The sequence below is a fragment of the Pseudomonas sp. NBRC 111139 genome (genome assembly GCF_001753955.1).
Taxonomy (GTDB): Bacteria; Pseudomonadota; Gammaproteobacteria; order Pseudomonadales; family Pseudomonadaceae; genus Aquipseudomonas; species Aquipseudomonas alloputida.
The window spans coordinates 1-24,046 of record NZ_BCBP01000084.1; the positions used below are offsets into that span (position 1 = coordinate 1).

29 protein-coding genes are annotated in these 24,046 nt (G+C 56.7%); 3 read left to right on the top strand and 26 right to left on the bottom strand.

The window, feature by feature from the left end:
• Window positions 1-394 precede the first annotated feature (394 nt).
• The 17 genes from BJQ17_RS26355 to BJQ17_RS26425 form a co-directional block, all read right to left on the bottom strand.
• Window positions 395-694 (bottom strand): hypothetical protein, encoded by a 300-nt coding sequence (locus BJQ17_RS26355; protein ID WP_054925927.1) that lies wholly within the window; start codon window positions 692-694, stop codon window positions 395-397.
• Between the two features lie 96 nt (window positions 695-790).
• Window positions 791-1,021, bottom strand: a complete 231-nt coding sequence (locus BJQ17_RS26360) for a hypothetical protein (protein ID WP_054925930.1) — start codon at window positions 1,019-1,021, stop codon at window positions 791-793.
• 115 nt (window positions 1,022-1,136) lie between these two features.
• Window positions 1,137-1,562, bottom strand: coding sequence for a hypothetical protein (locus BJQ17_RS26365; protein WP_054925932.1), 426 nt, complete (start codon window positions 1,560-1,562; stop codon window positions 1,137-1,139).
• 420 nt (window positions 1,563-1,982) lie between these two features.
• Window positions 1,983-2,234, bottom strand: coding sequence for a hypothetical protein (locus BJQ17_RS26370; RefSeq protein ID WP_023383614.1), 252 nt, complete (start codon window positions 2,232-2,234; stop codon window positions 1,983-1,985).
• 173 nt (window positions 2,235-2,407) lie between these two features.
• On the bottom strand, window positions 2,408-3,805 hold the full coding sequence (gene dnaB / locus BJQ17_RS26375; RefSeq protein ID WP_023383613.1) for a replicative DNA helicase: 1,398 nt from the start codon (window positions 3,803-3,805) through the stop codon (window positions 2,408-2,410).
• Window positions 3,806-3,863: 58 nt separating this feature from the next.
• On the bottom strand, window positions 3,864-5,393 hold the full coding sequence (dnaB, locus tag BJQ17_RS26380; protein ID WP_070096845.1) for a replicative DNA helicase: 1,530 nt from the start codon (window positions 5,391-5,393) through the stop codon (window positions 3,864-3,866).
• 162 nt (window positions 5,394-5,555) lie between these two features.
• A complete protein-coding gene (locus BJQ17_RS26385; RefSeq protein ID WP_054925937.1) occupies window positions 5,556-5,810 on the bottom strand; it encodes a hypothetical protein in 255 nt (84 codons plus the stop codon).
• 211 nt (window positions 5,811-6,021) lie between these two features.
• Window positions 6,022-6,534, bottom strand: a complete 513-nt coding sequence (locus BJQ17_RS26390; RefSeq protein ID WP_175442760.1) for a hypothetical protein — start codon at window positions 6,532-6,534, stop codon at window positions 6,022-6,024.
• An 81-nt stretch (window positions 6,535-6,615) separates the two neighbouring features.
• Window positions 6,616-7,080, bottom strand: coding sequence for a hypothetical protein (locus BJQ17_RS31440; protein WP_139139824.1), 465 nt, complete (start codon window positions 7,078-7,080; stop codon window positions 6,616-6,618).
• A gap of 97 nt (window positions 7,081-7,177) precedes the next feature.
• Window positions 7,178-7,552, bottom strand: a complete 375-nt coding sequence (locus BJQ17_RS31445) for a hypothetical protein (protein ID WP_139139825.1) — start codon at window positions 7,550-7,552, stop codon at window positions 7,178-7,180.
• A gap of 371 nt (window positions 7,553-7,923) precedes the next feature.
• Entirely contained in the window at window positions 7,924-8,175 is a 252-nt protein-coding gene (locus BJQ17_RS26400; protein ID WP_175442761.1) for a hypothetical protein, read from the bottom strand.
• Window positions 8,176-8,337: 162 nt separating this feature from the next.
• Window positions 8,338-9,873 (bottom strand): IS66 family transposase, encoded by a 1,536-nt coding sequence (locus tag BJQ17_RS26405; protein WP_060501452.1) that lies wholly within the window; start codon window positions 9,871-9,873, stop codon window positions 8,338-8,340.
• 63 nt (window positions 9,874-9,936) lie between these two features.
• The gene (gene tnpB / locus BJQ17_RS32305) at window positions 9,937-10,272 is read right to left on the bottom strand and encodes an IS66 family insertion sequence element accessory protein TnpB (protein ID WP_014754843.1); all 336 of its coding nucleotides are present in this window, start codon (window positions 10,270-10,272) and stop codon (window positions 9,937-9,939) included.
• Window positions 10,269-10,589 carry a transposase gene (locus BJQ17_RS30590; protein WP_014754842.1) on the bottom strand — a complete coding sequence of 107 codons (321 nt, stop codon included), beginning with the start codon at window positions 10,587-10,589 and terminating at the stop codon, window positions 10,269-10,271. The genes tnpB (BJQ17_RS32305) and BJQ17_RS30590 overlap by 4 nt, the downstream gene beginning before the upstream one ends.
• A gap of 96 nt (window positions 10,590-10,685) precedes the next feature.
• Window positions 10,686-12,221 carry an IS66 family transposase gene (locus BJQ17_RS26415; RefSeq protein WP_070096846.1) on the bottom strand — a complete coding sequence of 512 codons (1,536 nt, stop codon included), beginning with the start codon at window positions 12,219-12,221 and terminating at the stop codon, window positions 10,686-10,688.
• 63 nt (window positions 12,222-12,284) lie between these two features.
• Window positions 12,285-12,620: an IS66 family insertion sequence element accessory protein TnpB gene (tnpB, locus tag BJQ17_RS32310; protein ID WP_070096847.1), complete on the bottom strand. Its 336-nt coding sequence runs from the start codon at window positions 12,618-12,620 to the stop codon at window positions 12,285-12,287.
• A complete protein-coding gene (locus BJQ17_RS26425; protein WP_070096848.1) occupies window positions 12,617-12,937 on the bottom strand; it encodes a transposase in 321 nt (106 codons plus the stop codon). The genes tnpB (BJQ17_RS32310) and BJQ17_RS26425 overlap by 4 nt, the downstream gene beginning before the upstream one ends.
• Before the next feature lie 151 nt (window positions 12,938-13,088).
• Between BJQ17_RS26425 and BJQ17_RS26430 the strand changes: the two genes are divergently transcribed.
• Window positions 13,089-13,487, top strand: coding sequence for a hypothetical protein (locus tag BJQ17_RS26430; protein WP_054925777.1), 399 nt, complete (start codon window positions 13,089-13,091; stop codon window positions 13,485-13,487).
• 115 nt (window positions 13,488-13,602) lie between these two features.
• Here the strand turns inward: BJQ17_RS26430 and BJQ17_RS26435 are convergent, their stop codons facing one another.
• From BJQ17_RS26435 to BJQ17_RS26450, 4 genes are all read right to left on the bottom strand, one after another.
• Window positions 13,603-14,373, bottom strand: coding sequence for a hypothetical protein (locus BJQ17_RS26435; RefSeq protein ID WP_054925779.1), 771 nt, complete (start codon window positions 14,371-14,373; stop codon window positions 13,603-13,605).
• A gap of 119 nt (window positions 14,374-14,492) precedes the next feature.
• Window positions 14,493-14,708: a hypothetical protein gene (locus tag BJQ17_RS26440; RefSeq protein WP_054925781.1), complete on the bottom strand. Its 216-nt coding sequence runs from the start codon at window positions 14,706-14,708 to the stop codon at window positions 14,493-14,495.
• 44 nt (window positions 14,709-14,752) lie between these two features.
• Complete coding sequence (locus BJQ17_RS26445) at window positions 14,753-16,765, bottom strand: RNB domain-containing ribonuclease (protein WP_060501454.1); 2,013 nt, start codon at window positions 16,763-16,765, stop codon at window positions 14,753-14,755.
• A 61-nt stretch (window positions 16,766-16,826) separates the two neighbouring features.
• On the bottom strand, window positions 16,827-17,627 hold the full coding sequence (locus tag BJQ17_RS26450) for a phosphoadenosine phosphosulfate reductase family protein (protein ID WP_023383604.1): 801 nt from the start codon (window positions 17,625-17,627) through the stop codon (window positions 16,827-16,829).
• A 648-nt stretch (window positions 17,628-18,275) separates the two neighbouring features.
• On the opposite strand from BJQ17_RS26450, the gene BJQ17_RS26460 reads away from it, so the two are divergent.
• Window positions 18,276-19,295 carry a hypothetical protein gene (locus BJQ17_RS26460; RefSeq protein ID WP_070096849.1) on the top strand — a complete coding sequence of 340 codons (1,020 nt, stop codon included), beginning with the start codon at window positions 18,276-18,278 and terminating at the stop codon, window positions 19,293-19,295.
• A complete protein-coding gene (locus BJQ17_RS26465; protein WP_225786313.1) occupies window positions 19,292-20,050 on the top strand; it encodes a hypothetical protein in 759 nt (252 codons plus the stop codon). The genes BJQ17_RS26460 and BJQ17_RS26465 overlap by 4 nt, the downstream gene beginning before the upstream one ends.
• On the opposite strand, the gene BJQ17_RS26470 is transcribed toward BJQ17_RS26465, so the two are convergent.
• From BJQ17_RS26470 to BJQ17_RS26490, 5 genes are all read right to left on the bottom strand, one after another.
• Window positions 20,045-20,521: a hypothetical protein gene (locus tag BJQ17_RS26470; RefSeq protein ID WP_023383600.1), complete on the bottom strand. Its 477-nt coding sequence runs from the start codon at window positions 20,519-20,521 to the stop codon at window positions 20,045-20,047. The two genes, BJQ17_RS26465 and BJQ17_RS26470, sit on opposite strands and share 6 nt — an antisense overlap.
• Before the next feature lie 5 nt (window positions 20,522-20,526).
• A complete protein-coding gene (locus BJQ17_RS26475) occupies window positions 20,527-20,835 on the bottom strand; it encodes a hypothetical protein (protein WP_023383599.1) in 309 nt (102 codons plus the stop codon).
• A 17-nt stretch (window positions 20,836-20,852) separates the two neighbouring features.
• A complete protein-coding gene (locus tag BJQ17_RS26480; RefSeq protein WP_023383598.1) occupies window positions 20,853-21,278 on the bottom strand; it encodes a hypothetical protein in 426 nt (141 codons plus the stop codon).
• 795 nt (window positions 21,279-22,073) lie between these two features.
• The gene (locus BJQ17_RS26485) at window positions 22,074-22,919 is read right to left on the bottom strand and encodes a hypothetical protein (RefSeq protein ID WP_060495097.1); all 846 of its coding nucleotides are present in this window, start codon (window positions 22,917-22,919) and stop codon (window positions 22,074-22,076) included.
• A gap of 474 nt (window positions 22,920-23,393) precedes the next feature.
• Window positions 23,394-24,046: hypothetical protein (locus BJQ17_RS26490; protein ID WP_070096850.1), on the bottom strand; the 653-nt coding region annotated here is incomplete at its 5' end.

The following is a 24,046-nucleotide window of genomic DNA, read 5'->3' on the forward strand; positions in this document are numbered from 1 at the left end:
TAGGAAATATTCATAGGCCGACTTTCCTACTTAATCAAGCTTGCTGCTTAGGTTGTTCGCATCTAGTTTGGCCCGGATTTCTTCGTCAGTGTCACATACAGCGCTGGTGGGGCTAATTCCCGAGATACTACGGGCCATATATGACGCCAAGACAAAGAACAGTAACGCACTGATGTGCTCAGAACGGCTGTCAAGTGCTATCAGGATGAACCAGATCACGGCCGCACCGAAAAACGAAAGAACGCGATTTCTTGTCACTGGACGGGTTGGATCCATTTCTCTTCTCATACAGGTCCCTTATGGTTATGCGGGCGCGAAAATCACACCTGTCTCTACGGCCTCGGTCCCGGTTTATCAGGCCGGGGCTTGGGGTACACCTGAGCGTTTACCGTGATCAGTTCCTGGTGTTCGTTTTCAACACGGTTTGGATGGCATCAGCACTGAGTTGCGGCGCCCTCTGCCCCTCATCAACCATGAGCTTTGGCCGCTCTGCCCGGGAGATCTGCACACGAAGCTGGTTGAGGGCATTGTCGATCTTCTGTTCAGCAGCTTTGAATTCTTTATCGGACGCTTCCCCAGGCACGAAGGAAACGCTCTCGTGCCCCCAGCTCAGAATTAGCAAGTCGCGCAGGGTCAGCTTCACCGAGATTTCGGTGTCCAGGTCCGCTTCGGAATAGTTGTTCAGGATACTCATCGGCACAGTTCCTTTCCGGTGATGGTCGGAGACGCGAACCCACGCCCCCTACCGCGAATGCCCGCGACGTGGCGGGCTGGCGATCTACAACGTTTTCTATACATTTGGGCCGAGGGACAAGGCCGCAGCTGCGAAGGCAACTCCAAACCCAATACCGAAAGCGAGGCCACCAACCACTTGTTGCCAGATCAGCAATTTCTTCTTCGCCAATAGAGGCTTGAAGATCACAAACCAACTCACGACCAAAGCCGACACAGCGATGAGCTGCAAAATGGATAGAGGGATCGTCATCAAGAATTCAGCAATTCTTTCAAGCTCGATTTTCATTGTTTCACTTAATTCCTAGATTTCGCGGACGCGAAACGAACTCCTTCAACTGGCACGGCCCCGGTTTATTTCTCCGGGGCTCGGCGTGCAGCTGAGCGTTGATCATCTTAGTTACTTAGGATTTTTCTTCAGCCTTCTGAAACTCGTCCAGTTTGAGCCGCGCAGCTGTGTAGAAGCACAGGGCGCAAAGGCCCCCCGTGATACCCGCAAAGACTGCCAGTGACTCGAACACGGCGAGTGGAGTGTCCGCCAGCGGATGGAATGTCTTACCAATCACAGCCATACCACCGGAAGCCAGGAGTACCCACGGCGCGACACGACAGATCTTGGTCAGGCTGGCCTTGTGCTGTTCAATCGCCGCCCTTTCCTCAGATTCGATGATCCTTACTGCAGCCACGTTGACATCGAGCTGCAGGCCCCATGCATGCTGGAGGACAGGGCAATTGTCCTCGGTAACCTTCGCTGCAATGTCGCGGGGGATCTGACCCTTACTTGCTACAGCTTCCACGACCGCCTGCTTCCAATTGGCGTACTCATTCATCGGTATTTTCCCTTCGACTTTGGGCGTTGACACCAAGTCGATCAGTCACTCGGCATCGGCGTGCGCGGAGTGCTTCGCGCAAGATGATCGCCAACGAAGCCTAACACGTACGCATAATGCTAGTAAATCAAGTTGACGCCGGCGCAAACGCATCGCATACGGTGCGGGTTGCGCATTCACAAAATAGCTGCACGCACGCACAGACCGCCCGCCCAGGCTCCAGTCCAGGTAACCAGAGGATACCGCCAAGCATAAAAAACCCCAGCCTTGGCTGGGGTGGGTGAAGCGTTTACTGAAAGCTGACCACGCAACAGGGGTACTCGTCAGAGCTGCGTGCGGTGATGGCTAAGCGGAAAAGACCCTGGACATCAGTCAGCCGGGGTTTTCCTTTGATCAAGACCAGGACCTGCAGCCGAGGCTTCATTGGCGTGATGCCAGTTCAGCTCGGCGAGCGGCGGGCGAGGGAGTTTCTTTGATCAGGCGAGCAAGGAAGGCGGTGTAACTGGCCTGCTCGTTGATGTGCATGATGTGCTCGATAAAGTCTTTTCGCTTCCGCTCCAACCACTGCTCAGCAGCGACACCTTGGCAAGGAAGGCGCTGCGTGTAGAGGACGTAGTCGTCGAGAGCTACCTGTTGGGGCCAGGTCAGTTCAGATACGTTCAGGTTGTGCATGTGGCATCTCCAGGAGGATGTAGGCTTCGTATCCAGGAGATGCTCAACATTGAGCATGAAAGCAGGAGGGAATGATGAGCCGCCCCCCCCCCTGCCAACCTACTGCGATCATCGCGACTACGTTTGAGGGCGAAGCTGGGGATAGCGGCTGACACTAACTGATCAGAGGGTCATCACTCATCATCGTCGAAGTTGTACATGCCAGGCGCGAGGTTCTCGAAGCGGGTGTACTTACCGATGAACGCCAGCCGCACAAAGCCGATCGGACCGTTACGTTGCTTGCCGATGATGATCTCCGCCACACCCTTGTGCTCGGTCTCGGGGTGATACACCTCATCCCGGTACACGAACATGATCACGTCGGCGTCCTGCTCGATCGCACCGGACTCACGCAAGTCGGAGTTCACTGGGCGCTTGTTCGGCCGCTGCTCCAGGGAGCGGTTCAGCTGAGACAGGGCGATGACTGGGCAATTGAATTCCTTGGCCAGGGCCTTGAGGGAACGGGAGATCTCGGAAATCTCATTGGTCCGGTTGTCGCCGGCAGAGCCCGGGATCTGCATCAGCTGCAGGTAGTCGACCATGATCATGCCAATCTCGCCGTGCTCACGGGCCAGGCGCCGGGTGCGCGCACGCATTTCCGAGGGACTGATGCCGGCGGTGTCGTCGATGAACAGCTTGCGGTTGTTGAGCAGGTTCACCGCTGAGGTCAGTCGCGGCCAGTCATCATCGTCGAGCTGGCCGGATCGCACCTTGGTCTGGTCGATGCGGCCGAGCGACGACAGCATACGCATGATCAGCGACTCACCTGGCATTTCGAGCGAGAACACCAGCACCGCCTTCTCGGACCGCAGCACAGCGTTCTCCACCAGGTTCATGGCGAAGGTGGTCTTGCCCATCGAAGGCCGGCCGGCAACGATGATCAGGTCGGCCGGCTGCAGGCCGCTGGTCTTCTCGTCCAGGTCGGTGAAGCCGGTGGAAACACCGGTGATGTCGCTGTCGGAGTTGAACAGCGTATCGATACGGTCGATGGCCATGGTCAGCAGGTCTTTGACACCCACCGGGCCGCCGGTTTTCGGCCGGGCTTCAGCGATCTGGAAAATCTGCCGTTCGGCTTCGTCGAGGATCTCCGCTGCATTCCGCCCTTCTGGATTGAAGGCACTGTCCGCGATGTCAGTGCTGATGCTGATCAGCTGGCGCAGGGTCGCCCGCTCGCGGATGATCGCAGCGTAGGCCTTGATGTTGGCCACGGACGGGGTGTTCTTTGCCAGCTCCGCCAGATAGGCCAGTCCGCCGACCTGGCTGCTCAGCCCCTCCTTGTCCAGACGCTCATGCAGCGTCACGATGTCAAAAGGCTCGTTCAGGTCGGCCAGCTTTTGAATGGCGCGGAAAATCAGCCGGTGATCGTGTCGGTAGAAGTCGCCATCAGAGACCTGATCGAGCACACGCTCCCAGGCGTTGTTATCGAGCATGAGACCACCGAGCACGGACTGCTCAGCCTCGATCGAATGCGGTGGCACCTTCAGCGAGGAGGTCTGTAGGTCAAGCTGCTCGGAAGCATAATCTTCGTTCATGTGGGCATCTTGTTGAGTGAGTGGGGAGCGCTACCGGTTGGCGAGGTGTCAGCGGGCTTCATGGCGGCTTTCTCGAACCTTTCCGGCGCCGCCCCCTGCCCTTGCCCTCGACCTTCTTGGAAGCCTCTTCTGCCAGCTTTTGCACCGGCATCCGACCAAGGCGAGAATGGGGATCAATCATCTCTACACCCATCTCTTGATCGGTGAAGTCGTGCGTGCCTGGCATTAAGTTGACGAAGCGTGTGTATCGCCCCTCAAAGCCAAGCCGCACAAAACCGGTCGGACCTTCACGCTGCTTGCCGATGATGATCTCGGCCGTACCAGCGAAGCGGGAGTCAGGGTTGTACACCTCATCCCGGTACACGAACAGGATCACATCCGCGTCCTGCTCAATTGCCCCGGATTCGCGCAGATCGGAGTTAACCGGGCGCTTGTCCTTGCGTTGTTCCACCGAGCGATTGAGCTGCGAGAGTGCAATCACGGGGCAATCAAATTCCTTGGCCAAAGCCTTTAGTGACCTGGAGATGGCCGAAATTTCGTTGGTACGGTTGAGGCCGCCATATCCGGGGATTTGCATCAGCTGCAGGTAGTCCACCATGATCAGGCCAATCTCGCCGTGCACGCGCCGAAGCCTCCGCGTACGGCTACGCATCTCCGAAGGGCTCAGGGCCGGCGTGTCATCAATGAAGAAGCGATCGTTCTTGTTGAGTGCATTGGCAGCCTTGGTCAGCTTGGTCCAGTCCTCATTCAACAGCTTCCCGGATCGGACTCGCGACTGGTCAATGCTACCCATCGAGGAGAGCATGCGCGTTAGCAGGGCATCGCCAGGCATCTCCATGGAATAGACCACGACCACTTTTTCCGACCGCAGAACGGCCTCTTCCACAATGTTCATGGCAAAAGTGGTTTTGCCCATGGATGGCCGGCCGGCCACGATGACCAGGTCAGCAGGACGCAACAGGCTCAGTTTGCTATCGAGGTCGACGAAGCCTGTCGATTGGCCCAGGGACTCAAGGCCTGACTCATGGACGGATTCGATCTTCTCGACGGCTTTCCTGAGCAGGGTGTCGATGCCAACCGGGCCGCCTTCCTTCGGCCGTTGACCGGCCACGGACAACATTTTCGATTCGGCATCATGCACCAGATCTTCCGCGGTGCGGCCGTTCGGGGAGCTGGCGCTTTGCTCGATCTCCCCGCAGACGCCAATGATCTTTCGGAACTGCGACCGCTCACTGACTACGCGTGCAAAGGACGCGATGTTGGCAACGGACGGGGTGTTATCGGAAAGCTCTTTTAGATAGGCCAGCCCACCGGCGTTCGAGAGATCCCCTGCTCGATCCAGAGCCTCCTGGGCTGTGACAACATCAAGCGCACGCCCCTCTTCAAGCAGCCTGGCAATAGCCTTAAAAATGAGCCTGTGGTCGGCGCGGAAAAAATCAGATTCGACCACCAGGTCCGAGACTCGCACCCAGGCACGTGGCTCGTTCAGCAATCCGCCTAGAATGGCCTGCTCGGCTTCAACAGAATGCGGCAGCTCCCGACTGGGGTTCTGATCGTATTCAGCCGCTAGATGGATATGGTCGTTCAAGCCTCAGGCCTTACTCGTCGAATTGCTGGTGCGGATCGGGCTGCCAGCTGCAATCAGTACCCATAGATGGTCCTGTCCTGCGCTGACAGCTGGGGTTTGGTCACGATGTTCGTTGTTTGGGGGCCTAGAACGCAACTACCACGCGCTGGGTGGCCGGCCGGATCAGAACGTCACTTCGATCAAGGTTGCCCGCCCGGTGCGGGTTTGAAAGTCGCAAAGGCCAAACTGCACGAGCCGCGGCTGCCGGTGAGCGATGCAGGTAGCGACCTGGGCGCGGAATGCCGCCAACTCAAGCGGGAGCACTGATCGACCAGTAGCGGCCTGAATCTTATCGCGGAATTCCTGCAGCGCCGCCTCCACGCCAGCATCATCGCCGGCCTGGCCTAAAGTTTCGGCACTCGGTTTTGGGATCGACATTCAAACTCTCCAGGGAGGGGCCGTGCGCTGACATGCGCAGTCGCGGATTACGGGCGCAAGTTGGCAACACGTAACTATAATCCTGAAAGATTTACTGAATGTCAAACGGCATCGAAGGCCGAGAAGACGACCACTAAAGCTCTAAATATCCTAAACTTTCAGTGAAATCACGAGACCTTTAGAGCTGAAAAAATACAGAACAAAGGAGGACCTAAAGTGCTTCCGCCAATCCGATATCGAGCTCCCTCGCCTGGATGTCCGGAGCACTGCCGGCACCGGTATTCAAGACTGGTGCAGCAGGCACAACCCAGTTGTATTGGTGCCCCGACAGCAGCCGCGCTGCGACTTTGTTCGACAGGCTTGAACGCCAGCGCAAAATCAAGTATTCCTCGATTTCCTTGCGCCCAAACGGGACCGCACAGAAGGACAGTTCGTAGTTGCTCGAATATACGCTGATCAGGCCATTTCTGTCCCTGGCGCCAAGCCCGAACAAATCGCAGGTTCTGCGCGCAAAGGTATGGTGCTTAAAGACGGTGAGGTCACCCATTCTGGCGCGAAGTGCCGAGGTTTCGCCAACGTAGATTGGAGTTCTCTCCTGCCATATCACGTAAACCCCAGCGTCAAGTGTGATGTCCTTTTTCCAGTCGTCATCACCAGCCAATACTCGCCTTGGTGCGGCAATGATCAGGGCTTCGTGGTGACGTAGTTGCTCTTGAACGTTCATGTGGCCTCAACTCCAGGGCGAGAGACTCAAAGGGCCGAATCAGCCTACAGCCGAATAATGACCGAATACGGCCCGATATCATCACTCGGAACGCTGAGCTGTTGCCGACTGTTTGAGTGACTTTACGTACAATGACGATACGTATTCACCTTGAGCTTTCGCTTCCTGGACTACGTCATAGCGCTCACCGGCCAGAAAAAGATCCAGCACAGCTTGACACGTTTTCGGGCCAAACATGTCTTCCACCCATTCCAGATACGAACGACCTTTATTCGCCCAGAAAAGCTTCACAACAAAAAACGAACACCAGGCAAAATACATCATCGGTATTCCAACATAGTGAGATATTGGTCGCCCCTCACTGTGTAGAAACTTACTACAAGCTAACACAGTCGCTACCAAAGCAAGAAATGGCAAATAAAACTCAACGAATCTTCGCTTGGATACAAGAAAAGCCAAGCGACTTAGCTTTATTGCAGATGCAAATGAGACATTACCGATTTCTAGCTGCTCATACAGCGTAGGCGCTTTTTTAAAAAAATTCATGCATTATATCCAATCAGCATGTACAAAATTAGAAGCTTACGCCACCAACCTGGATTGCAGCTATAGCGGGTTGAAACCAGCGTACCAATCACCGAATTCAGCTCATTTTAATTTCGTTTCGGCTCCGAATTCGCTTTTGCCGCCATTTTCGCAGTACTGCAAATACATCGCACACCATCCCGTGCCAAACCAAAATCATGACTATCAGAGTAAAATAGTCTGGTATCCCATCTAAGACAGCAAGACTGCGCACATCAAAGCTCTCTGTAGAAGTAAAAATCTTGCCAATCGTTGAAACTAGCAAGGCAATCACTACTAAAACCACTGCAGAGCGCAATAAACTCAAAACAGTTAGAACAACAAACATTGCCATCGCTTTGAGCGTGACAATGGTGAAGAATCGAGGGCGCTCACAAACACCGAGCCAGTTTGTCTTCCAGCCAGAATTACCATTCTTGAATTTTCTTTTCATCTCGACTCAACCTGCACAATTGTTTGGGCTGGAGGGAGTGCGCGAGGCAGAAACAGCATCAATGCCTAGTGCAACCTCAATCTGCGCTTGGGAAGGCTGCTCGACTGCACTTCCAGCATCACAGCATTGGCCATCTACGCCAGGGCAGCCTGTGGCTACTGTCCGCTTCTTCTTGAATCCGAACCCATGCCCTGTGGCCAGGTGTACAAACGGCAGTGCCGCCCAGTACCCAACCACAAGCGATGCCGCCTTAGCGGTAAGCCCGGGCAACGTGTATGCGAATGAGCTCGCAGAAAAAGCTGCGATGCAGATGGCGCCAACCACGTAGTTGCGCCGAATTTGATTTTGGGCGGGCTGCTGGCCAGACGAAATCATGGTGCAGTCCCCTTGAAAGCTTCGGCCTGACGCTCGACTAGCGCGCTTCGGTTGGCATCCACCAGGAGCCGATTTGCGCATTTCGAATCACGGGTCGCCGCCTCAATTTCCTCAGGTGTCGCAGATGAAAAATCAGTTCTCAGCTTGCTCAAACCTAGGCCGTTGTAGGCCAGCGGTCCTCCGATCAGAGCGAGCAACGCTACGCCCCAGTAAACCGCACGCATGCGGGTGTTTTTTTCTGAACTCACCAAGGATCTCCTGGACATGGCTCGTTTTCCGGAATAAAAAATAACACATAACGCGTACAGATAATTAACTAGTATTGTTATATTCCTTCGCTCAGGCCACAAGGCCACAGACGACAGGACACCAAACAGAAGTAAGCGTCCGCCCAACTCACCTTGCGTAAGTCAGGCCGGTACCCACTGATGCGGCAGCAACTGCCCGATCTCACTGGCCCGTTGGGTCGGCAGCCGCGTCAGCACATCCTTGAGATAGGCATACGGATCATGCCCATTCATGCGTGCCGACTGGATCAAGCTCATGATCGCCGCCGCGCGTTTGCCGCTGCGCAACGACCCGGCAAACAACCAGTTCGAGCGCCCGAGTGCCCATGGCCGTATCTGGTTCTCGACCTGGTTGTTGTCGATGGGCACAGCCCCATCGTCCAGGTAGCGCGTCAGCGCTACCCAGCGTTTCAGGCTGTAATCGAGGGCTTTGGCCGTGGCTGATCCGTTGGGCACCAGGTCACGCTGGGCCAACATCCACTCATGCAGTGTTTTGCTGATCGGTACCGCTAGTTCCTGACGTATTCGCCAACGATCTTCATCATTCATGTCTCGCGCCTGGCGTTCGACCTCGTACAGGCCGCTGATCGAGTGCAGCGCCTGTTCGGCCAATTGGCTTTTGTTCGCCACATGCAGATCGAAAAACTTGCGACGGGCGTGGGCCATGCAACCGATTTCAGTGATGCCTTGTTCAAACCCGGCTTTGTAGCCAGCGAAGTCGTCGCAGACCAGCTTGCCGTTCCAGTCACCCAGGAAGTTGCGCGCATGTTCGCCAGCACGGCTTGGGCTGAAGTCGTAAACCACCGCCTTGAGCGCCGAAAACGGCGTGGTGCTGTAGGCCCAGACAGAAGCCCGGTGGGTTTTCTTCTCGCCTGGCGCAAGCATTTGCACCGGTGTCTCATCAGCGTGGATCACGCCCTGGTTCAGCACGGCTTCACGCAGTGCATCGACCAGTGGCTGAAGCCGCACGCCGGTTTGTCCGACCCACTGCGCCAGGGTCGAGCGAGCAATTGCCAGCCCGGCACGGCCAAAGATTTTCTCCTGCCGGTACAGCGGCAAGTGATCGGCAAACTTGGCCACCATCACGTGGGCCAACAAACCTGTGGTCGGGATACCTTTGTCGATAACCTGGGCTGGCACCGGGGCCTGGATCAGGGTTTCGCACTGGCGACAGGCCCATTTGCCCCGCACATGTTGCTCGACGGTAAACACGCCCGGCGTGTAATCCAGCTTTTCGCTGACGTCTTCGCCGATGCGTTGGAGCTGGCAACCACAGGCGCACTGAGTGTTTTCGGGTTCATGGCGAATGACGGTGCGTGGAAACTGCGGCGGCAAGGGCGCACGTTTCGGGGATTGCCGTGGTTCGGACTGTGGCGCAGCTGGTAGGAGCTGTTTTAGCTCGGCCTCGATAGCTTCAAGGTCTGTGTCGAGCAGGTCATCCAGCAAGCTGCTTTGAGCCGGGCTGATTTGCTCGCTGCGCTTGGCAAACTTGTGCCGTTTGAGCAGGGCGATTTCGAACTTGAACTGTTCGATGAGGATTTCATCGTTTTGGATCTTCCTGCTCATCGCCTCGACCTGGGATTGCAACTGCAACGCCTGTGCCGCCAAGGCACGAAGCTGTTCCGGGGTCATCTGGTCGAGGTTGGGCGAGAAAGTCATGCCGCCGATTGTGCCAGAGCAGGCGCGGGACGACGACAAGTAGACCGGCCAAATGGCCGGCGTTTACAGCATGCTGATCACACCGCCGGCGCCAACGCGCTGCCACGGCAAGCCCAGTACCAACGCCTGGAGTTGTTCGTTGTCGAGCTCGACCTCGCAGCCATGGCGAATGCCGGGCCAGTGGAACTTGCCTTGGTTCAGTCGCCGTGCGGCAAGCCAGACGCCCACGCCGTCGTGCACCAGCACTTTCATCCGGTTGGCCCGGCGATTGGCGAACAGATAAGCGCAGTGCGGCTTCGCCGCACCAAACACCGCGATTACTCGGGCTAAAGCGGTTTCGGTACCGGCGCGCATGTCCATCGGCTCGGTGGCCAGCCAGATCGCATCGATGCGGATCATTGAGAGACAGCCCGGATAAATTGCGCGCAGCCCTCAGGATCTGAGGTTGGCCATTTCACCGTGATCACTTGCCCGGCCATGGGCAACTCGATGATCACTGACGCCTCGACTGGCCGTTTAGGTGGGGCTTTTAGCGGGACGAAAGCCGGTAGTGAAGCTGCTGCAGGCTGATCTCGATAGAGCGGCAGCCATTTGCGGATGACGTTGGCATTGATGCCGTGGCTGATGGCAACACTGGACACCGTCGCGCCAGGTTGCAGGCATTCCTGAACGACTTGGGCTTTGAATGGTTTCGGATAAGAGCTTCGTTGGCGCATGGAAATCCTGGCGATAAGGGTGATCGCGTCCGCTTAAAAATACGCGGACACCATCGCCCTTAATGGTAAGCGTTCGCCCAACTCACCTTGCGTAAGTCAGGCCGGCACCCACTGATGCGGCAGCAACTGCCCGATCTCACTGGCCCGTTGGGTCGGCAGCCGCGTCAGCACATCCTTGAGATAGGCATACGGATCATGCCCGTTCATGCGCGCCGACTGGATCAAACTCATGATGGCCGCAGCCCGCTTACCGCTGCGCAGCGACCCAGCAAATAACCAGTTCGAGCGCCCGAGTGCCCATGGCCGTATCTGGTTCTCGACCTGGTTGTTATCGATGGGCACAGCCCCATCGTCCAGGTAGCGCGTCAGCGCTACCCAGCGTTTCAGGCTGTAATCGAGGGCTTTGGCCGTGGCCGATCCGTTGGGTACCAGGTCGCGCTGGGCCAGCATCCAGTCATGCAGTGTTTTGATGATCGGCACCGCCAATTCCTGGCGTATTCGCCAGCGGTCTTCATCGCTCATTTCCCGCGCTTGGCGTTCAACCTCGTACAAGCCGCTGATCGAGTGCAGCGCTTGTTCGGCCAGCTGACTTTTGTTCGCCACGTGCAGATCGAAAAACTTGCGACGGGCGTGAGCCATGCAGCCGATTTCAGTGATGCCTTGCTCAAATCCGGCCTTGTAGCCAGCGAAGTCATCGCAAACCAGCTTACCGTTCCAGTCACCCAGGAAGTTGCGTGCATGTTCTCCGGCACGGCTTGGGCTGAAGTCGTAAACCACCGCGTCGAGCGCCGAAAACGGCGTCGTGCTGTAGGCCCAGACGTAAGCCCGGTGGGTTTTCTTCTCGCCGGGCGCAAGCATTTGCACCGGTGTTTCATCGGCGTGAATCACACCCTGGCTCAGCACCGTTTCACGCAGAGCATCAACTAGCGGTTGAAGTCTCACGCCAGTTTGTCCGACCCATTGCGCCAAGGTCGAACGAGCAATTGCCAGTCCGGCGCGACCAAAGATTTTCTCCTGCCGGTACAGCGGCAAGTGATCGGCAAACTTGGCCACCATCACGTGGGCCAACAAACCTGCGGTCGGGATACCTTTGTCGATAACCTGGGCTGGCACCGGTGCCTGGATCAGGGTTTCGCACTGACGACAGGCCCATTTGCCCCGCACATGTTGCTCGACGGTAAACACGCCCGGCGTGTAATCCAGCTTCTCGCTGACGTCTTCGCCGATGCGTTGAAGTTGGCAGCCGCAGGCGCACTGGGTGTTTTCGGGTTCGTGACGAATCACCGTGCGCGGGAACTGCGGCGGCAATGGCGCACGTTTCGGGGATTGCCGTGGCTCGGCTTGTGGCGGAACCGGAAGGAGCTGTTTCAGCTCGGACTCGATAGCTTCAAAGTCGGTATCGAGCAGGTCATCCAGCAAGCTGCCTTGCGCCGGGCTGATTTGCTCGCTGCGCTTGGCAAACTTGTGCCGTTTGAGCAGGGCGATCTCGTAAGTCAGCTGCTCGATGATGGTTTCATCGTTCTGGATCTTCTTGCTCATGGCCTCGACCTGGGATTGCAACTGCAACGCCTGTGCCGCCAAGGCACGAAGCTGTTCCGGGGTCATCTGGTCGAGGTTGGGCGAGAAAGTCATGCCGCCGATTGTGCCAGAGCAGACGCGGGACGACGACAAGTAGACCGGCCAAATGGCCGGTGGTTACAGCATGCTAATCACACCGCCGGCGCCAACGCGCTGCCACGGCAGGCCCAGTATCAACGCCTGGAGTTGCTCGCTGTCGAGTTCGACCTCGCCGCCATGGCGAATGCCGGGCCAGTGGAACTTGCCTTGGTTCAGTCGACGTGCTGCAAGCCAGACGCCGACGCCATCGTGCACCAGCACTTTCATCCGGTTAGCCCGGCGGTTGGCGAACAGATAAGCGCAGTGCGGCTTCGCCGCACCGAACACCGAGATCACTCGCGCCAAGGCGGTTTCGGTACCGGCGCGCATGTCCATCGGCTCGGTGGCCAGCCAGATGGCATCGATACGGATCATTGAGTGACAGCCCGAATAAATTGCGCGCAGCCCTCGGGATCCGAGGCCGGCCATTTCACCGTGATCAATTGTCCGGCCATAGGCAATTCAATTGTCACTGACGTTTCGGCGGGCCGTTTAGGTGCTGCCTTCAGCGGGACAAATGCCGGCAGCGAAGGTGTTGCGGACTGGTCTCGATAGAGCGGCAGCCATTTGCGGATGACATTGGCGTTGATGCCGTGGCTGATGGCAACGCTGGACACGGTTGCGCCAGGTTGCAGACATTCCTGAACGACTTGGGCCTTGAACGGCTTGGGGTAAGAGCTTCGTTGGCGCATGGAAATCCTGGCGATAAGGGTGATCGCGTCCGCTTAAAAATACGCGGACACCATCGCCCTTAATGCTGGAGTTCGGAAGGTGAGTTCGCCGGACGCTTACCCTTAATGCTGGAGTTCGGAAGGTGAGTTCGCCGGACGCTTACAAACAGAAATGAAATGGGATGACTTGAACAAGCGACGGCAGTGGTGGCTTACCGGCTTTATCGCTCTAAAGATGTGGAATCAGTGGGCGCTCGTGATGATCTGCGCCCTGGTCACGACTGCTGCGTTCTACTACCCAATGCTTCAGATCCGGGAGCTGTACGGGAACATCGCGTCAGCCATTTTTTACGCTGCAGCCTATTTCCTCTGCGCCAAGCACATTGGATTTTGGATCATCAACCCCATCTGTGGGCTCATCAGCCTAAACGACGTCAAGCGAGCGTACGGCCCTCTCACCCGTCGGCATGTCCAGGACTGGGTCGTAGACTGGTGTACTCAGCCGGCCGGGTTCGCTGAGGTGCCACTGGACATTGCACAGTTCGCCCGGGCAAACGGCGAAGGCAAGTAGTCTACTCATATGCGCTCGGCCTCGACTCCCCAGCTGAGTCGAGGCCGAGCAGCACTACTGCCACACGCTCTCGCAGGCGCATCTGCGCAGCCACCTGCATTCCATGAATCATGGTTCAATCATCGTCTTTCGCAAGGCCGTAAGCGCTATGCGCAGGCCCGTGACCGCCGGTAAGGTCGTACAGCTCCTCGACTGTGTAGATGTTGCCGTTATCGCCGAACAGCACCCGATCGTCACGGTTGAACGAAGCTACAGCGCCCGGCTTCGGCCGGCGGCACCACAGCGCGATGTCTCGGATGAAGAAGCCCGTCGAGATGACTGCATAAACCAAGAATGTGAACAGCACTCCCTTCGTAACGAGCGCAAGCGCTCCAACGCCTAGGAACGCCAAAAGCCCTTTCGGCACTGTGTGGTCAGGGTCTCGCAGATGGCTCAGGCTGCAGCCGAAGGAAAACATCACCAGGGCCGCGGCGATCGCTACGCCCACATCTGCTTCAGCGCTTTTCTCGATGGTTCCCCAGATACCCGCGGCCACCGACCCTGCAATTGCGCCCAGGTGACGAACCAGCGCCAGCGGGGTGCGACGAATCCTATCCTCGATAGCCCAGAGGGCGCGTGTGGGCGCCATCATCTTGGGTGCCCTGACCATGCCGGCCAGTCCATCCACGGCGGCTTCCATCATGCGGACAGTCGACTGAGTCACCACCGACGTAGCCGCAAGATCGTGGATCAGCTGCACGCTACGCTTGAACTCTGGGGTTGCTCGCTTGACCGATCCTGGGTTGAAGTCAGCCAGGTCGATGCTGCCAGCGTACAAACCAAGGTAACCAGCAATCAAGGCCTCGGCTCGCACCACCTGTCGATCAACAATTCTGTTCAGATTCATCGCTCGTCCATTCGATTGCCCTTGCTGGCTAAAGGCTCCAGCAGCATCTAAGAATGCAACCTCAACAACCAGACTAGCCCAGCTCGATGGCTGGGCTTGAGTACACCTGGTGCTTGCTCCTACTTCAGCACTTTATTCAGGCCGTCACGCAGACACCGGGCCTGATCCTCGTAACGCTCGGAACGGTCTAGGACCTGACCGCTCGCATTCGTGGTTTGCCAAACGCTGTCCCCAGTGTCAATTTCGTCAACCAGCAACTCAAGCACCTGGCTGCTGTCGATCTGCACACTGTAGGCCAGCTCGAAGCCCTCCAGTTCTTCTTGCTCTGTGCTCATTTGCCTAGCTCTCCATTCTCGCGGCAGTCAACAGGACGTCTCATTCAGCTCGCTATTTTCACTTGCCCAAGGATTTCGGCAGCAGCTAGCTCTTTCGCGACTTTCTTACCTCCAGCCACTGTCTTGGCCGAAAGCACATTTCCATCTACCACAATTCGCGCCACGCATTCGAATTGCGGAGGGGCAATGCTCAGCTGGGTGAAGATGTAACTGGGCTCCGCCAGCCTGTTTTTTTGTGCCATCTCATTTAGCTGCACTACCGGGTTTGAGCTGCTCACGGAAGTCGCCTCACGTGACTTGGCCAGTCGCTCCAATAGGATGGCCGAAGCAGCTGCTTCAGCGGCCTTCTTGGTTGCACACTCTGGTGAGGTAGCACTTTCGACGTCGCCACCCTTCGGGTGGACAGTCGCGGTGGCTGTGAAGCTTGCAGCATTTGACGGTCCACTCATCGCGACATGCAAATGGGGAGCAGCCCACCCCCGCTTCCGGCAAAGTTCAATTAGCGCACCTTTGTAGTCAGTAGCGCGGGGCGCTGGAGAGCTTGATGACTGCGTCGGAGCCTCAGGGTTAAGGCTGTTTATGGGCAAACTCAAGTGACGACACAAAATCTCGACCATGGCTTTCTGCTTTGCTACACGCTTCTCGCGGTGCACACCAACACCCTGAAGACGCCGCCCACTTGCCGAGACAGCAACCACACACTTGAAGCCTCCATTTACACCGTGCACCGTTTCATCGAGCCCCTCAAAAACTTGAGTCTGGATTCCGTTCATGATGATCCTGACCACGTTGTGAGGGTGCTGGCACATCCAGTTCGAGAAAGCCACCCCAAGATCTTCGGTGATTGCTTCCCTTGGGATTTGAATCGCAAGTCGATCGACGATGGCGTCCGCTATCGTGTTGTTGTTGAGTCTTCGTATCAATTCAGCCACTACAGCTTCAGGCAAATGACCGGCGTCTTTCGCGAGCTTCACGGCAGCGCTGAGTACGTTGTCCTCCATATTGACCAGGTTCCCACTCGCCACCAAGCGCTGAGCTTTCCGCGCCAGCACCTCCTTGTGGTAGTCGACAGTGGATTCGGATCGCTCTCGCAGCGTTTTGTTGATCGACGCAGAGATTGTAAGCAGATCTGCTTGCGAATATGGCAGCGGGCAATTGTCGAGATGCGCCCGAATCTGGCGAATGTTCACCAAGTCGGCATACCGACGAAGCGGAGAGGTGCCGTGGAGGTACAGCGTTAGGCCAAGACCGTAATGCCCACGCGCCACGCCATCGTAAACAGCACGCTCTATGAGTGCCCCTAACTGCGCACCCACAGAGGCTTCGGTCACCAGCCCCTCTTTCAACCACTGCTCGACTGTGTTGGCCAGGTCCAGTGCATGCGGAGCGGAGACTCGGCTTGCGTGGTTACGGTATACCGCCGGCAGCCCATTCTCGGCCATGAAGAGGGCTATTTGGGAATTCGTCAGAATCATGAATTCTTGCACGATGATGTGCCCGACCATCTGATCCAACGACTCGTATTGGCGAAGATTGCCCTCCTCATCCGAGAGCATGAGCTTGCGAATATCGTAAAGGGCAAGCGCTCCTTTCGATCGGCGGCGCTGCAGCAGCAGCGTCGAAACCCTACTGAGGAGCTCCACCATTTCACGCAAAGGGCTTTGAGTGCTTCGGGCTATCTCCGGAATGGCCTCATATGTGAGACGGGTGTTGACGGTGATAACCTGGCAGCTAGGTTCAAAACCGACGACCTCAAGCGAGCTATTGAGCGTGATTGTAAAAACCATCGCTTGCCGTGGTTGCCCCGCGACAAGGCTACTTTGATCTGCGCCGATGTGCCGTGGCAGCATTGTTTGCACTGCACGATCTCGGGCATAGATCGAGGCGGCCCGCTCAAACGCCAACTTATCGTCATGAGAGCCGACCCCAACCTTCGCAGAAGGATCGGCGATGGCAACTGATATGATGTACAGATCGCCGCTCTGGGTGATCGATATCGCGTCGTCGATATCAAGCGTTTTCTGGGAATCGATGGTCACGAAGAATGGTGAAGTCACGGTGGATCCTTGGCCTATCAAGCTGTGTGTGGATTCTACACTGGAAGCAGTCAGAGGGCGGTCATGCCGCCAACTCAACAAGTGGGATTCGATTCATGTGCATCGTGTAGCCCGTGCGCCGCTCAAGAGCGACGTACTGCTCGAAAAGCTCAGGGTGATGGACACGCCCGTTACGCAAGTCAGGCTTGGACGCCATCACGCAGAAAATGCAGCTCAATCGATCATTACCGAGGGCATAGGCGTGATGAGGACGCTGCCCCGCTGCAGCGATGGCACCGAAGACCTCATCCGTGCGCATGTCATGTACTGGCAACCACTCGAACCAGGTCAACACAGAGTTGCTGATCCCCATCCGGCTGAAAACTACCCGCTTCGCTCGCCCTGGCGACTCTTGAGCGCGCAGGCCAAGGCAGTTGACGATCGTTTTGAAGCCATTGGCCTTTGCATAGCGCCTGACCTCACGTTGGATGGGTCCTCGTTTCAAGTCGCTCGTGCATTGGCGAGTAGACGCAGATGGCCAGCTCGGTACCTCGGGGCGAATCTCGAACCGACGCTCTACCATTTCCAGCAGCGTCTTCGAGGCTGTGGCAACAATGAAAGGAAGGCCTGCAGCGGCGGCTTGATCACGGGCCAGCTCCATCGCCCCCGGCCACTCCATCGGGCCCAGCGATGCATGGACAACCACCAGCTGGCTAGCCGGAACGCGCTCCAGGAGACGGATCAGTTGCACCTGCGAATCCTTACCGCCCGAATGGTTGGCCACAAACAGCGCACCACTGGCGATCAACTGGTCAAGCTCGGCTTTTGTGGAGTCACGGGTTTCATCCCCGAAAAGCAAGCCCTGCTGCTGAAAACGATCCATTTCCTGCTGGCCTCATTGATAGACGTCAATGAGAAAAGATTAAACTATAGAACAACTATTTTCAATTGAAATATTGTCCTATAGGACAACATTTTTCTGCAGTCGCGGGTGTGGTTCTGCCGTCTCAGCCGCAGTCTTGACCAGAAGCTCGTCAACCGCCCTGGCCAGGTCGGCCTCAGCTTGCTGGAGCGCCAGAAACATTTCTGCGCTGGCAGCTGTATCGTCGTGCGCATACTTCAAATGTGCTGCACGTGCGGCCCTGAAGCGGATGATCGCATCCAGGGTGCTCTGATCCAAGTGTAAGCTGAGAGGTAGCTTCAGTTCGCTGGTGTTTGGCCTAGCCATTTTCCTTGCTCCATTTCCTCGGTGAAAAACCTGACCTTCCCCCTCTGATCCAACGGTGTCGATCAGACGGTTCCGTTATGGATGTAGGAAAAGTCAGCAGACCACCTGACGGCGCTTGAACTGCTTGTGTGCACTTCACACTGTGCAGTGCACAGCGCATACTCTGGCTGGGGCTTTTTCTAACCCACTATAAATGGCACATTTCCGTTTAACCCCAGTAAACATTGGATTGTAAACCACTTTTTTGACTTGTAAACCACTGTGGTTTACAGTGAAAAAAAGTAGTTAACACGAGGCCGGCTCATGCCGAATTTACAAGACGAAGCTAAGGCCTACATTGAGTCCGTTTTAGGTGTGGCAGCGCAGATGACTCCGGTGCCACTCCGAGTCCCCTATACCATCCGGGACAGCTACAAGACCTACGAGTTGAGCGTACCTATGGGGAACAGTTCGGCGTTCAACATGATGCTGCTGGTCTCCCGTGATGATATTGAGTACCCAGGCATCGTGAAGCTGCAGAAGCACATCGAGATGGTGCGCAACGTCACCAACCAGGTAGTAGTGTACGTCTGCTGGTCCTTGTCGACTCAAGACCGCCGCAGCCTGATCATGCACCAGGTCAATTTCATCCAGCCCAGCTTCCAGATGTTCATACCTGAGATGGCGCTGGACCTGCGTGAAAGCTTCCGTCAGCGGCGAGAGCAGAGCGAGGTAGCCGCCCTCCTCCCCGCGGCCCAAGCCATGCTTCTCTCGTGCCTATATTCCGGGATACCCGACGAAACCTACTTCACTACGAACGCTTTGCTGGGGGACCTGGGCTACAGTCGCGTGACCCTCTCGAAGGCAGTGGATCAGCTGGTATCGCTGGGGGTGATTAGCCCTGCGAAAAGCGAGCTGCATTGGAAGACCTACGCCTTCAACGGGTCGCCTGCAGAGGTGTTCCAGAAGGCCAAGAAGCACCTGCGGTCCCCCGTCAAAAAGAGAATTGGTATTACCCGAAATGCTATCCCCATGGCCCCGGGAGTATTCATCGCGGGGGAAACTGCCCTGGCCAAGTACACGATGCTGGCGGAGCCTAAGCAGGCCGTATGGGGGATGAGCAAGAAAGTGTTCAATGACATGCTGGCGCTTGATGCGTTTGAGGTAGTCGAGTCGGTGGACTCGATCGAGGAGTGGGTGGAGATCTGGGGGTATCCGTCGCTCACCGAAACGCAGTATATGGCAGACACAGCGTCGCTGTTTCTGAGCCTGGAAGACAACCCCGACGAACGCATTCAGATTGCGTTGGATGAACTCAAGGAGCAGGTACTTTGGTTAGCGTGAAAGGTTTAGATATTTTTGGCCGGCACTTTCGCGATTTCCGCGATAGCTACGTCCTAATCGGTGGCGTTGCCTCTGCTCTGGCGATGGAAGACGCGGGAGAGAGCTTCAGGGCCACGAAAGACCTAGACATCGTGCTCGTGATTGAGGCTCTGGACTCCCATTTTGTTAACAGGTTCTGGGAGTTCATAAAGGCCGGCGGCTATGAGATCAAACAAAGAGGGGGTGACAGGCCGGTCTTCTACAGATTCCAGAATCCCGCCGACGAAACCTACCCGGTAATGATCGAACTATTCTCTCGTGCACCGGATGGCCTTGAGCATGAGGAAAACGCAACGCTGACCCCAATCCCCACAGATGAGTCGGTTTCGAGTTTGAGCGCTATCCTGCTCGATGAAGACTATTACACCCTGTTGCGTTCCGGCCGCCATCAGAGCGAGGAGCTGACATACATCAGCGCTGATCGTCTTATCCCCTTCAAAGCTAAGGCCTGGCTCGACTTGTCTCAGCGCAAGGCAAACGGTGAAGCAGTTGACTCGAAGAACGTCAGGAAGCATCGGAACGATGTCCTGGCCCTGGCGGGCCTGCTGACTGGCGAGGTGATTGAGTTGCCCGCAAGCATTACTGCAGACATGGCGCTATTCCTTGAGCGCCTGGCGGTCGAAGAGATCGACTTCAAAGCGCTCAAGATTCGGGGTGACCTCAAGACCATCATCGGCCGAATTGCAGAATCCTTCGGCCTTCAGCCGACCTCATAACGCCGGCAATTCCTCAAAGCCTTTCCCAGCGCCCGGCCCCAGTTCGGGCGCAGCGAAAGCGACGACCGCGTTGATGAACTCCTTCCACTGGTCAAGTGTGAAGCGCATCGGTTCTAACAGCTGGCCGGTTTCTGTCCAGAGCCCGCAGCTATCCAGCTCCAAAAATTCTCCATGCTCAACGCTCCACCAGGATCCGGTCATCGAGGTGCCCCAATCGAGGCGCCCAGCGAAGAATGGCATGTTGAACATCAACAAGAACCAGAGGTGCCCGTCTTTGGTAGTAACGTACTCCCGCATCGTTCGATTGCCCAGCGCAGCGCAGACCTCTACAGCTTTGGCAGCGAACAGCTCGTCAGCACTGGGTGAATCCGTAGTGAACCCGAAAACGTGCTCCGCGAGATATCCCAGGCGGCTTACAGACGTGTGAGCCATCTGAAGAAAGCTCCGCTCAAGCAGTTGCGAGTAATCCATGTTGCTTACCTCGTATGAGCCCGCATTCGCTGGGCATGCGCCAGCAGCTCTGGGCAGATGACCCGCCACACAGGTGCGTCTTCAAAACCAGCAGGTTCAACCCTGCCAGTGTCTTCAAACTTTCCGGATGCCAGGTGCAGATCCAAGACCTGATCGGGCAGTTGCCAGGCGTGGATACACACCTCATCGACCGCCAACTCGGCCTCCACCAGGTTCGTTGTGAGCACGCCCCAGTGCTCACCATCTTCGTAGAGCAGCTCCAGGGCTAGCCGCCCGTTTGGGTACAGCCGTGGCCGCAATTTCGACAGCTGCATGATGCTCTCCCCCGGGGCTATTTGACCGTTGCTGTCTCGGTGACCACAAACGGGACCACGCTGCCCAACGTAACACCGGCCAGGCCTTGTTTGCCGTCTTCACCGATCACATAGCCCTTCAGCTCTCGCTGATCAGCTCCGTCGCAGGACAGTGTGGCGGTAGAAGTCTCATGCTTGAGCTGGCGGCTGTTCCATTTCAGAGGAATGCCCAGGGCGCATTCATTTCCGGCCAGGACCTGAGACATTTCATATTCCACTTTGCCAAACCCTCCAGCCCGGTACTCGGTTGGCAGAACCGAGCCGAGCGCAGGATCACCGAGGTGATACAGCTTGACGTAGAGGGTCGAGCCAGTCGGAATGGTGACATTGATCTTTTTGTCATTGCACCCTGCCAGCGACAGAGCGACACAACCGAGCACAGCAATCTTTCGAAGTGGTGACATGCTTTTTCCAGTGAGTGTATGAACGTTCGAACCTGTGTAGCTGATCAAGCTCACGACAGAGCAGGTGCACAGCCCGGCGAATCTTCGGGGTTGTTGGGGAGTAGCTGGTAAGGACCGTTGCCAGTCGACTGGGCCGAGGGCGACGCTGAGTCTTCTTCCGTACCGTAGTACGTGGCATGCGCAGCTGAATTACATTTTGGGCAGGGAATGTCGCCTCCATGGAGAAGAGCACCTCCAGGCTCATCGCAGCTATCCTCATCCCAGAGAAAACCGTCGACGCACTGCGCATCGGGATAGGCCGCACCGAAATGCCTGCCTTGGTAATCACACCCTAGAGCTTCGTCACTTGCCATACACACCCCCAGACACAAGCAAATTGATACATAACACGTACGTATAACTGATGTTACCACAGCCTGAGGACAGATCAGTATAAGAGCTACAGCTGAAGAATGATCGGATAGCATGCGTTGAGGAAGGGATTTGATGATATGCCGGAAATGCTGAGAGGGTCGGCGGGCAAGCCGGTTGCTTGAGATTCTGATCAGTCATGAGAGTCATGACCAATGAGCAGAAAAGGAGACCCCAAAAATGTAGGAAAACGCGACCAATCCCAAGAGGACTGACCGCGCTCAACGAAACAGACTTGCGTCCTCAGAAATCGCAATGTCTGATTTTTCGAAGCGGCTGTCAATCCTCTCGCATCTTTTCGACCTTAGCGAGGCTACTCGACAGCACTGTGTTGACTGTCACTCCCAGGATTTTCCGGCGCTTCGTGGTTCTGCAGGCTCCTGGTTACATGCCCTGCGTGTGACCAAATGCAAGGAAGCGCTCGCAGGACTCTGGCGACGAATCTCCGAGGTGCCACAAAGAACCTTGCGTAGCGAGGTAGGCCGATGTCTCCTCCTCCGCCAGGACAGCAAAGGCGGTCGTCGAGATGAAGAAACCATCGCACTTGCCGCTCATGACAGCATCTTGCAGCACGTCTCGATGACGCTCAATGAAGTCCAAGTTGAACTTGGTCAGAACAGCCTTTGCAAGCTCCTTGGTGGGAACGCTCACAGCTTTCCCGACGGGGACCAAATCGTCCAGATTGAGAGCGATGACCCCGCCATTGTTGAACGGCGCCAGTTGTTTGGCAGCATGGCTAACACGCTTCTCAACTCCGCTCTCAGACCAGATCTTCTTACAAGCGATCGGGTAGTCGCCCATGCCGAAGTCAACCAGGATATCGGGTTCTGCAGCTTTGGCTGCTAACCCTCGGCTCTTCAAGTCGGACAGCAGCACCAGCTCCCAGAGAGCGTCCTTCCCTTGGGAGGTGTTCCGATCATCCGGCTGCATGACGCTGCCGGCCATACGCTTGAGCGCCTCTTGAATTCCTGGCTCTTCAGGCAAGTTGGTGACCGCATCAGCCAGACGGTTCACGAACGCCGCTTCCCAGACCACCCGGTCATCTGGCTTCACTTGCTCTGCCCACGCTAGGCTCAGCTTGTCGGCCTGGCTAAGCAGTTGCGAAAGTGCGCTGCCGGACCGCAGCCTCACGTTGCGCTGCTCCAGCACATCCCGCACAAGCTGGGCCTTAGCAGCAATCTCTTCGTATGTATCTGTCCAAGCCTTGCTCACAACATCGACGGACTTCACTTCACAGCTCCTATGGAAATGACAGGTGGTTTCACTGGCATAATGGCTGCGATAGCTGATGCGCTGCTATCGCCACTGACAGAATGGGTGTTCGCCCAGCAACACTCTGCCAAAGCGGCGATCAACCCGCACCTTCAACAGGAGGGAGAACGAATCTGCCCGGCAGGATGGCCAAGTAGCAGTCAGTGCAATCCCACAGATGGGTTTAGAGGAACTGGAGCGTCGCCCAAAACTGCATGACCCGGCTGGATCTCTTTAAACCCAGGATGTTCCAGGTTGACCGTCAAGCTGCTTTCAGTGAAATCCTTCCCTACGTACTTCTGCGCCCAGGCCCGACGCTGCTCCGGCGTCCTGGTTGCACACGGCCGCTCGTGGCGGCTGAGCCAGGCCCTGCAGAGCCGCTGCATATCGCGATTGTGTTCTGTGACCAGTCGATACTCAGCCCCACAGTGCGAGCACTGAGCGGTGCCAGTGTTATGTGCCATAAGTCAGCTCCGATTGGCGGGCGCCCGAGGGGCCGGGTTGCTGGTGATACGGATCCAGGCGCAGAATCGCTCGTACGGCACGTGTGCGCGACGTCTCAAACGGATTGTCCGCCGGCGCTTGCCGCATTTCCTTAGCCGCGAGGCTGATTTCCTTGATGCGGGACCGCAGCCAGTTCGCATCTGCCGTGTAGATGGCATCGGGATTGTTGGCCAGCAGGGCACGCAGTTTATCGCCCAACTCGGCGTTGATCACCACACGCCCCAGCAGGTGGAAGTCGTGATGGTGCAAGGTTGCACAATCCTCAGCACTCATTGCCGCCAAGTTGGATGGGATTCCCGCGCAGAACTGGTCGGTCTGAAATATCCGCTTGGCATGCGCCAGCATCTCTCCGGCAGACAGCTCCCCTCGCTGCAGGGGAATGATCACACGAGCGCCGGCCGTGATCCATGTGCGAACTCGCTCTGCGTGCACAGCCCACAAGTCGAGGGTTGCCGACTGGTCACCGATGACATCCGGTGCCACGATGCTCAGCGCCCCGGGGTTGTCCGTCCACCCCAGCACGCATTCGTAGGCGAAAAACACTTTCTCCCAGCTCACGAGCTCGCCCTTTTGGAATGCAGAAAAGGCTCCCGAGTCAATGA

Excerpts from the sequence above, each read along its gene's own strand:
- BJQ17_RS26355 (WP_054925927.1), bottom strand. The coding sequence starts at position 694 with ATGAGTATCCTGAACAACTATTCCGAAGCGGACCTGGACACCGAAATC.
- BJQ17_RS26360 (WP_054925930.1), bottom strand. The coding sequence starts at position 1,021 with ATGAAAATCGAGCTTGAAAGAATTGCTGAATTCTTGATGACGATCCCT.
- BJQ17_RS26365 (WP_054925932.1), bottom strand. The coding sequence starts at position 1,562 with ATGAATGAGTACGCCAATTGGAAGCAGGCGGTCGTGGAAGCTGTAGCA.
- BJQ17_RS26370 (WP_023383614.1), bottom strand. The coding sequence starts at position 2,234 with ATGCACAACCTGAACGTATCTGAACTGACCTGGCCCCAACAGGTAGCT.
- dnaB (WP_023383613.1), bottom strand. The coding sequence starts at position 3,805 with ATGAACGAAGATTATGCTTCCGAGCAGCTTGACCTACAGACCTCCTCG.
- BJQ17_RS26385 (WP_054925937.1), bottom strand. The coding sequence starts at position 5,810 with ATGTCGATCCCAAAACCGAGTGCCGAAACTTTAGGCCAGGCCGGCGAT.
- BJQ17_RS26390 (WP_175442760.1), bottom strand. The coding sequence starts at position 6,534 with ATGAACGTTCAAGAGCAACTACGTCACCACGAAGCCCTGATCATTGCC.
- BJQ17_RS31440 (WP_139139824.1), bottom strand. The coding sequence starts at position 7,080 with ATGAATTTTTTTAAAAAAGCGCCTACGCTGTATGAGCAGCTAGAAATC.
- BJQ17_RS31445 (WP_139139825.1), bottom strand. The coding sequence starts at position 7,552 with ATGAAAAGAAAATTCAAGAATGGTAATTCTGGCTGGAAGACAAACTGG.
- BJQ17_RS26405 (WP_060501452.1), bottom strand. The coding sequence starts at position 9,873 with ATGACTTTCTCGCCCAACCTCGACCAGATGACCCCGGAACAGCTTCGT.
- tnpB (WP_014754843.1), bottom strand. The coding sequence starts at position 10,272 with ATGATCCGCATCGATGCGATCTGGCTGGCCACCGAGCCGATGGACATG.
- BJQ17_RS30590 (WP_014754842.1), bottom strand. The coding sequence starts at position 10,589 with ATGCGCCAACGAAGCTCTTATCCGAAACCATTCAAAGCCCAAGTCGTT.
- BJQ17_RS26415 (WP_070096846.1), bottom strand. The coding sequence starts at position 12,221 with ATGACTTTCTCGCCCAACCTCGACCAGATGACCCCGGAACAGCTTCGT.
- tnpB (WP_070096847.1), bottom strand. The coding sequence starts at position 12,620 with ATGATCCGTATCGATGCCATCTGGCTGGCCACCGAGCCGATGGACATG.
- BJQ17_RS26425 (WP_070096848.1), bottom strand. The coding sequence starts at position 12,937 with ATGCGCCAACGAAGCTCTTACCCCAAGCCGTTCAAGGCCCAAGTCGTT.
- BJQ17_RS26430 (WP_054925777.1), top strand. The coding sequence starts at position 13,089 with ATGAAATGGGATGACTTGAACAAGCGACGGCAGTGGTGGCTTACCGGC.
- BJQ17_RS26435 (WP_054925779.1), bottom strand. The coding sequence starts at position 14,373 with ATGAATCTGAACAGAATTGTTGATCGACAGGTGGTGCGAGCCGAGGCC.
- BJQ17_RS26440 (WP_054925781.1), bottom strand. The coding sequence starts at position 14,708 with ATGAGCACAGAGCAAGAAGAACTGGAGGGCTTCGAGCTGGCCTACAGT.
- BJQ17_RS26450 (WP_023383604.1), bottom strand. The coding sequence starts at position 17,627 with ATGGATCGTTTTCAGCAGCAGGGCTTGCTTTTCGGGGATGAAACCCGT.
- BJQ17_RS26460 (WP_070096849.1), top strand. The coding sequence starts at position 18,276 with ATGCCGAATTTACAAGACGAAGCTAAGGCCTACATTGAGTCCGTTTTA.
- BJQ17_RS26470 (WP_023383600.1), bottom strand. The coding sequence starts at position 20,521 with ATGGATTACTCGCAACTGCTTGAGCGGAGCTTTCTTCAGATGGCTCAC.
- BJQ17_RS26475 (WP_023383599.1), bottom strand. The coding sequence starts at position 20,835 with ATGCAGCTGTCGAAATTGCGGCCACGGCTGTACCCAAACGGGCGGCTA.
- BJQ17_RS26480 (WP_023383598.1), bottom strand. The coding sequence starts at position 21,278 with ATGTCACCACTTCGAAAGATTGCTGTGCTCGGTTGTGTCGCTCTGTCG.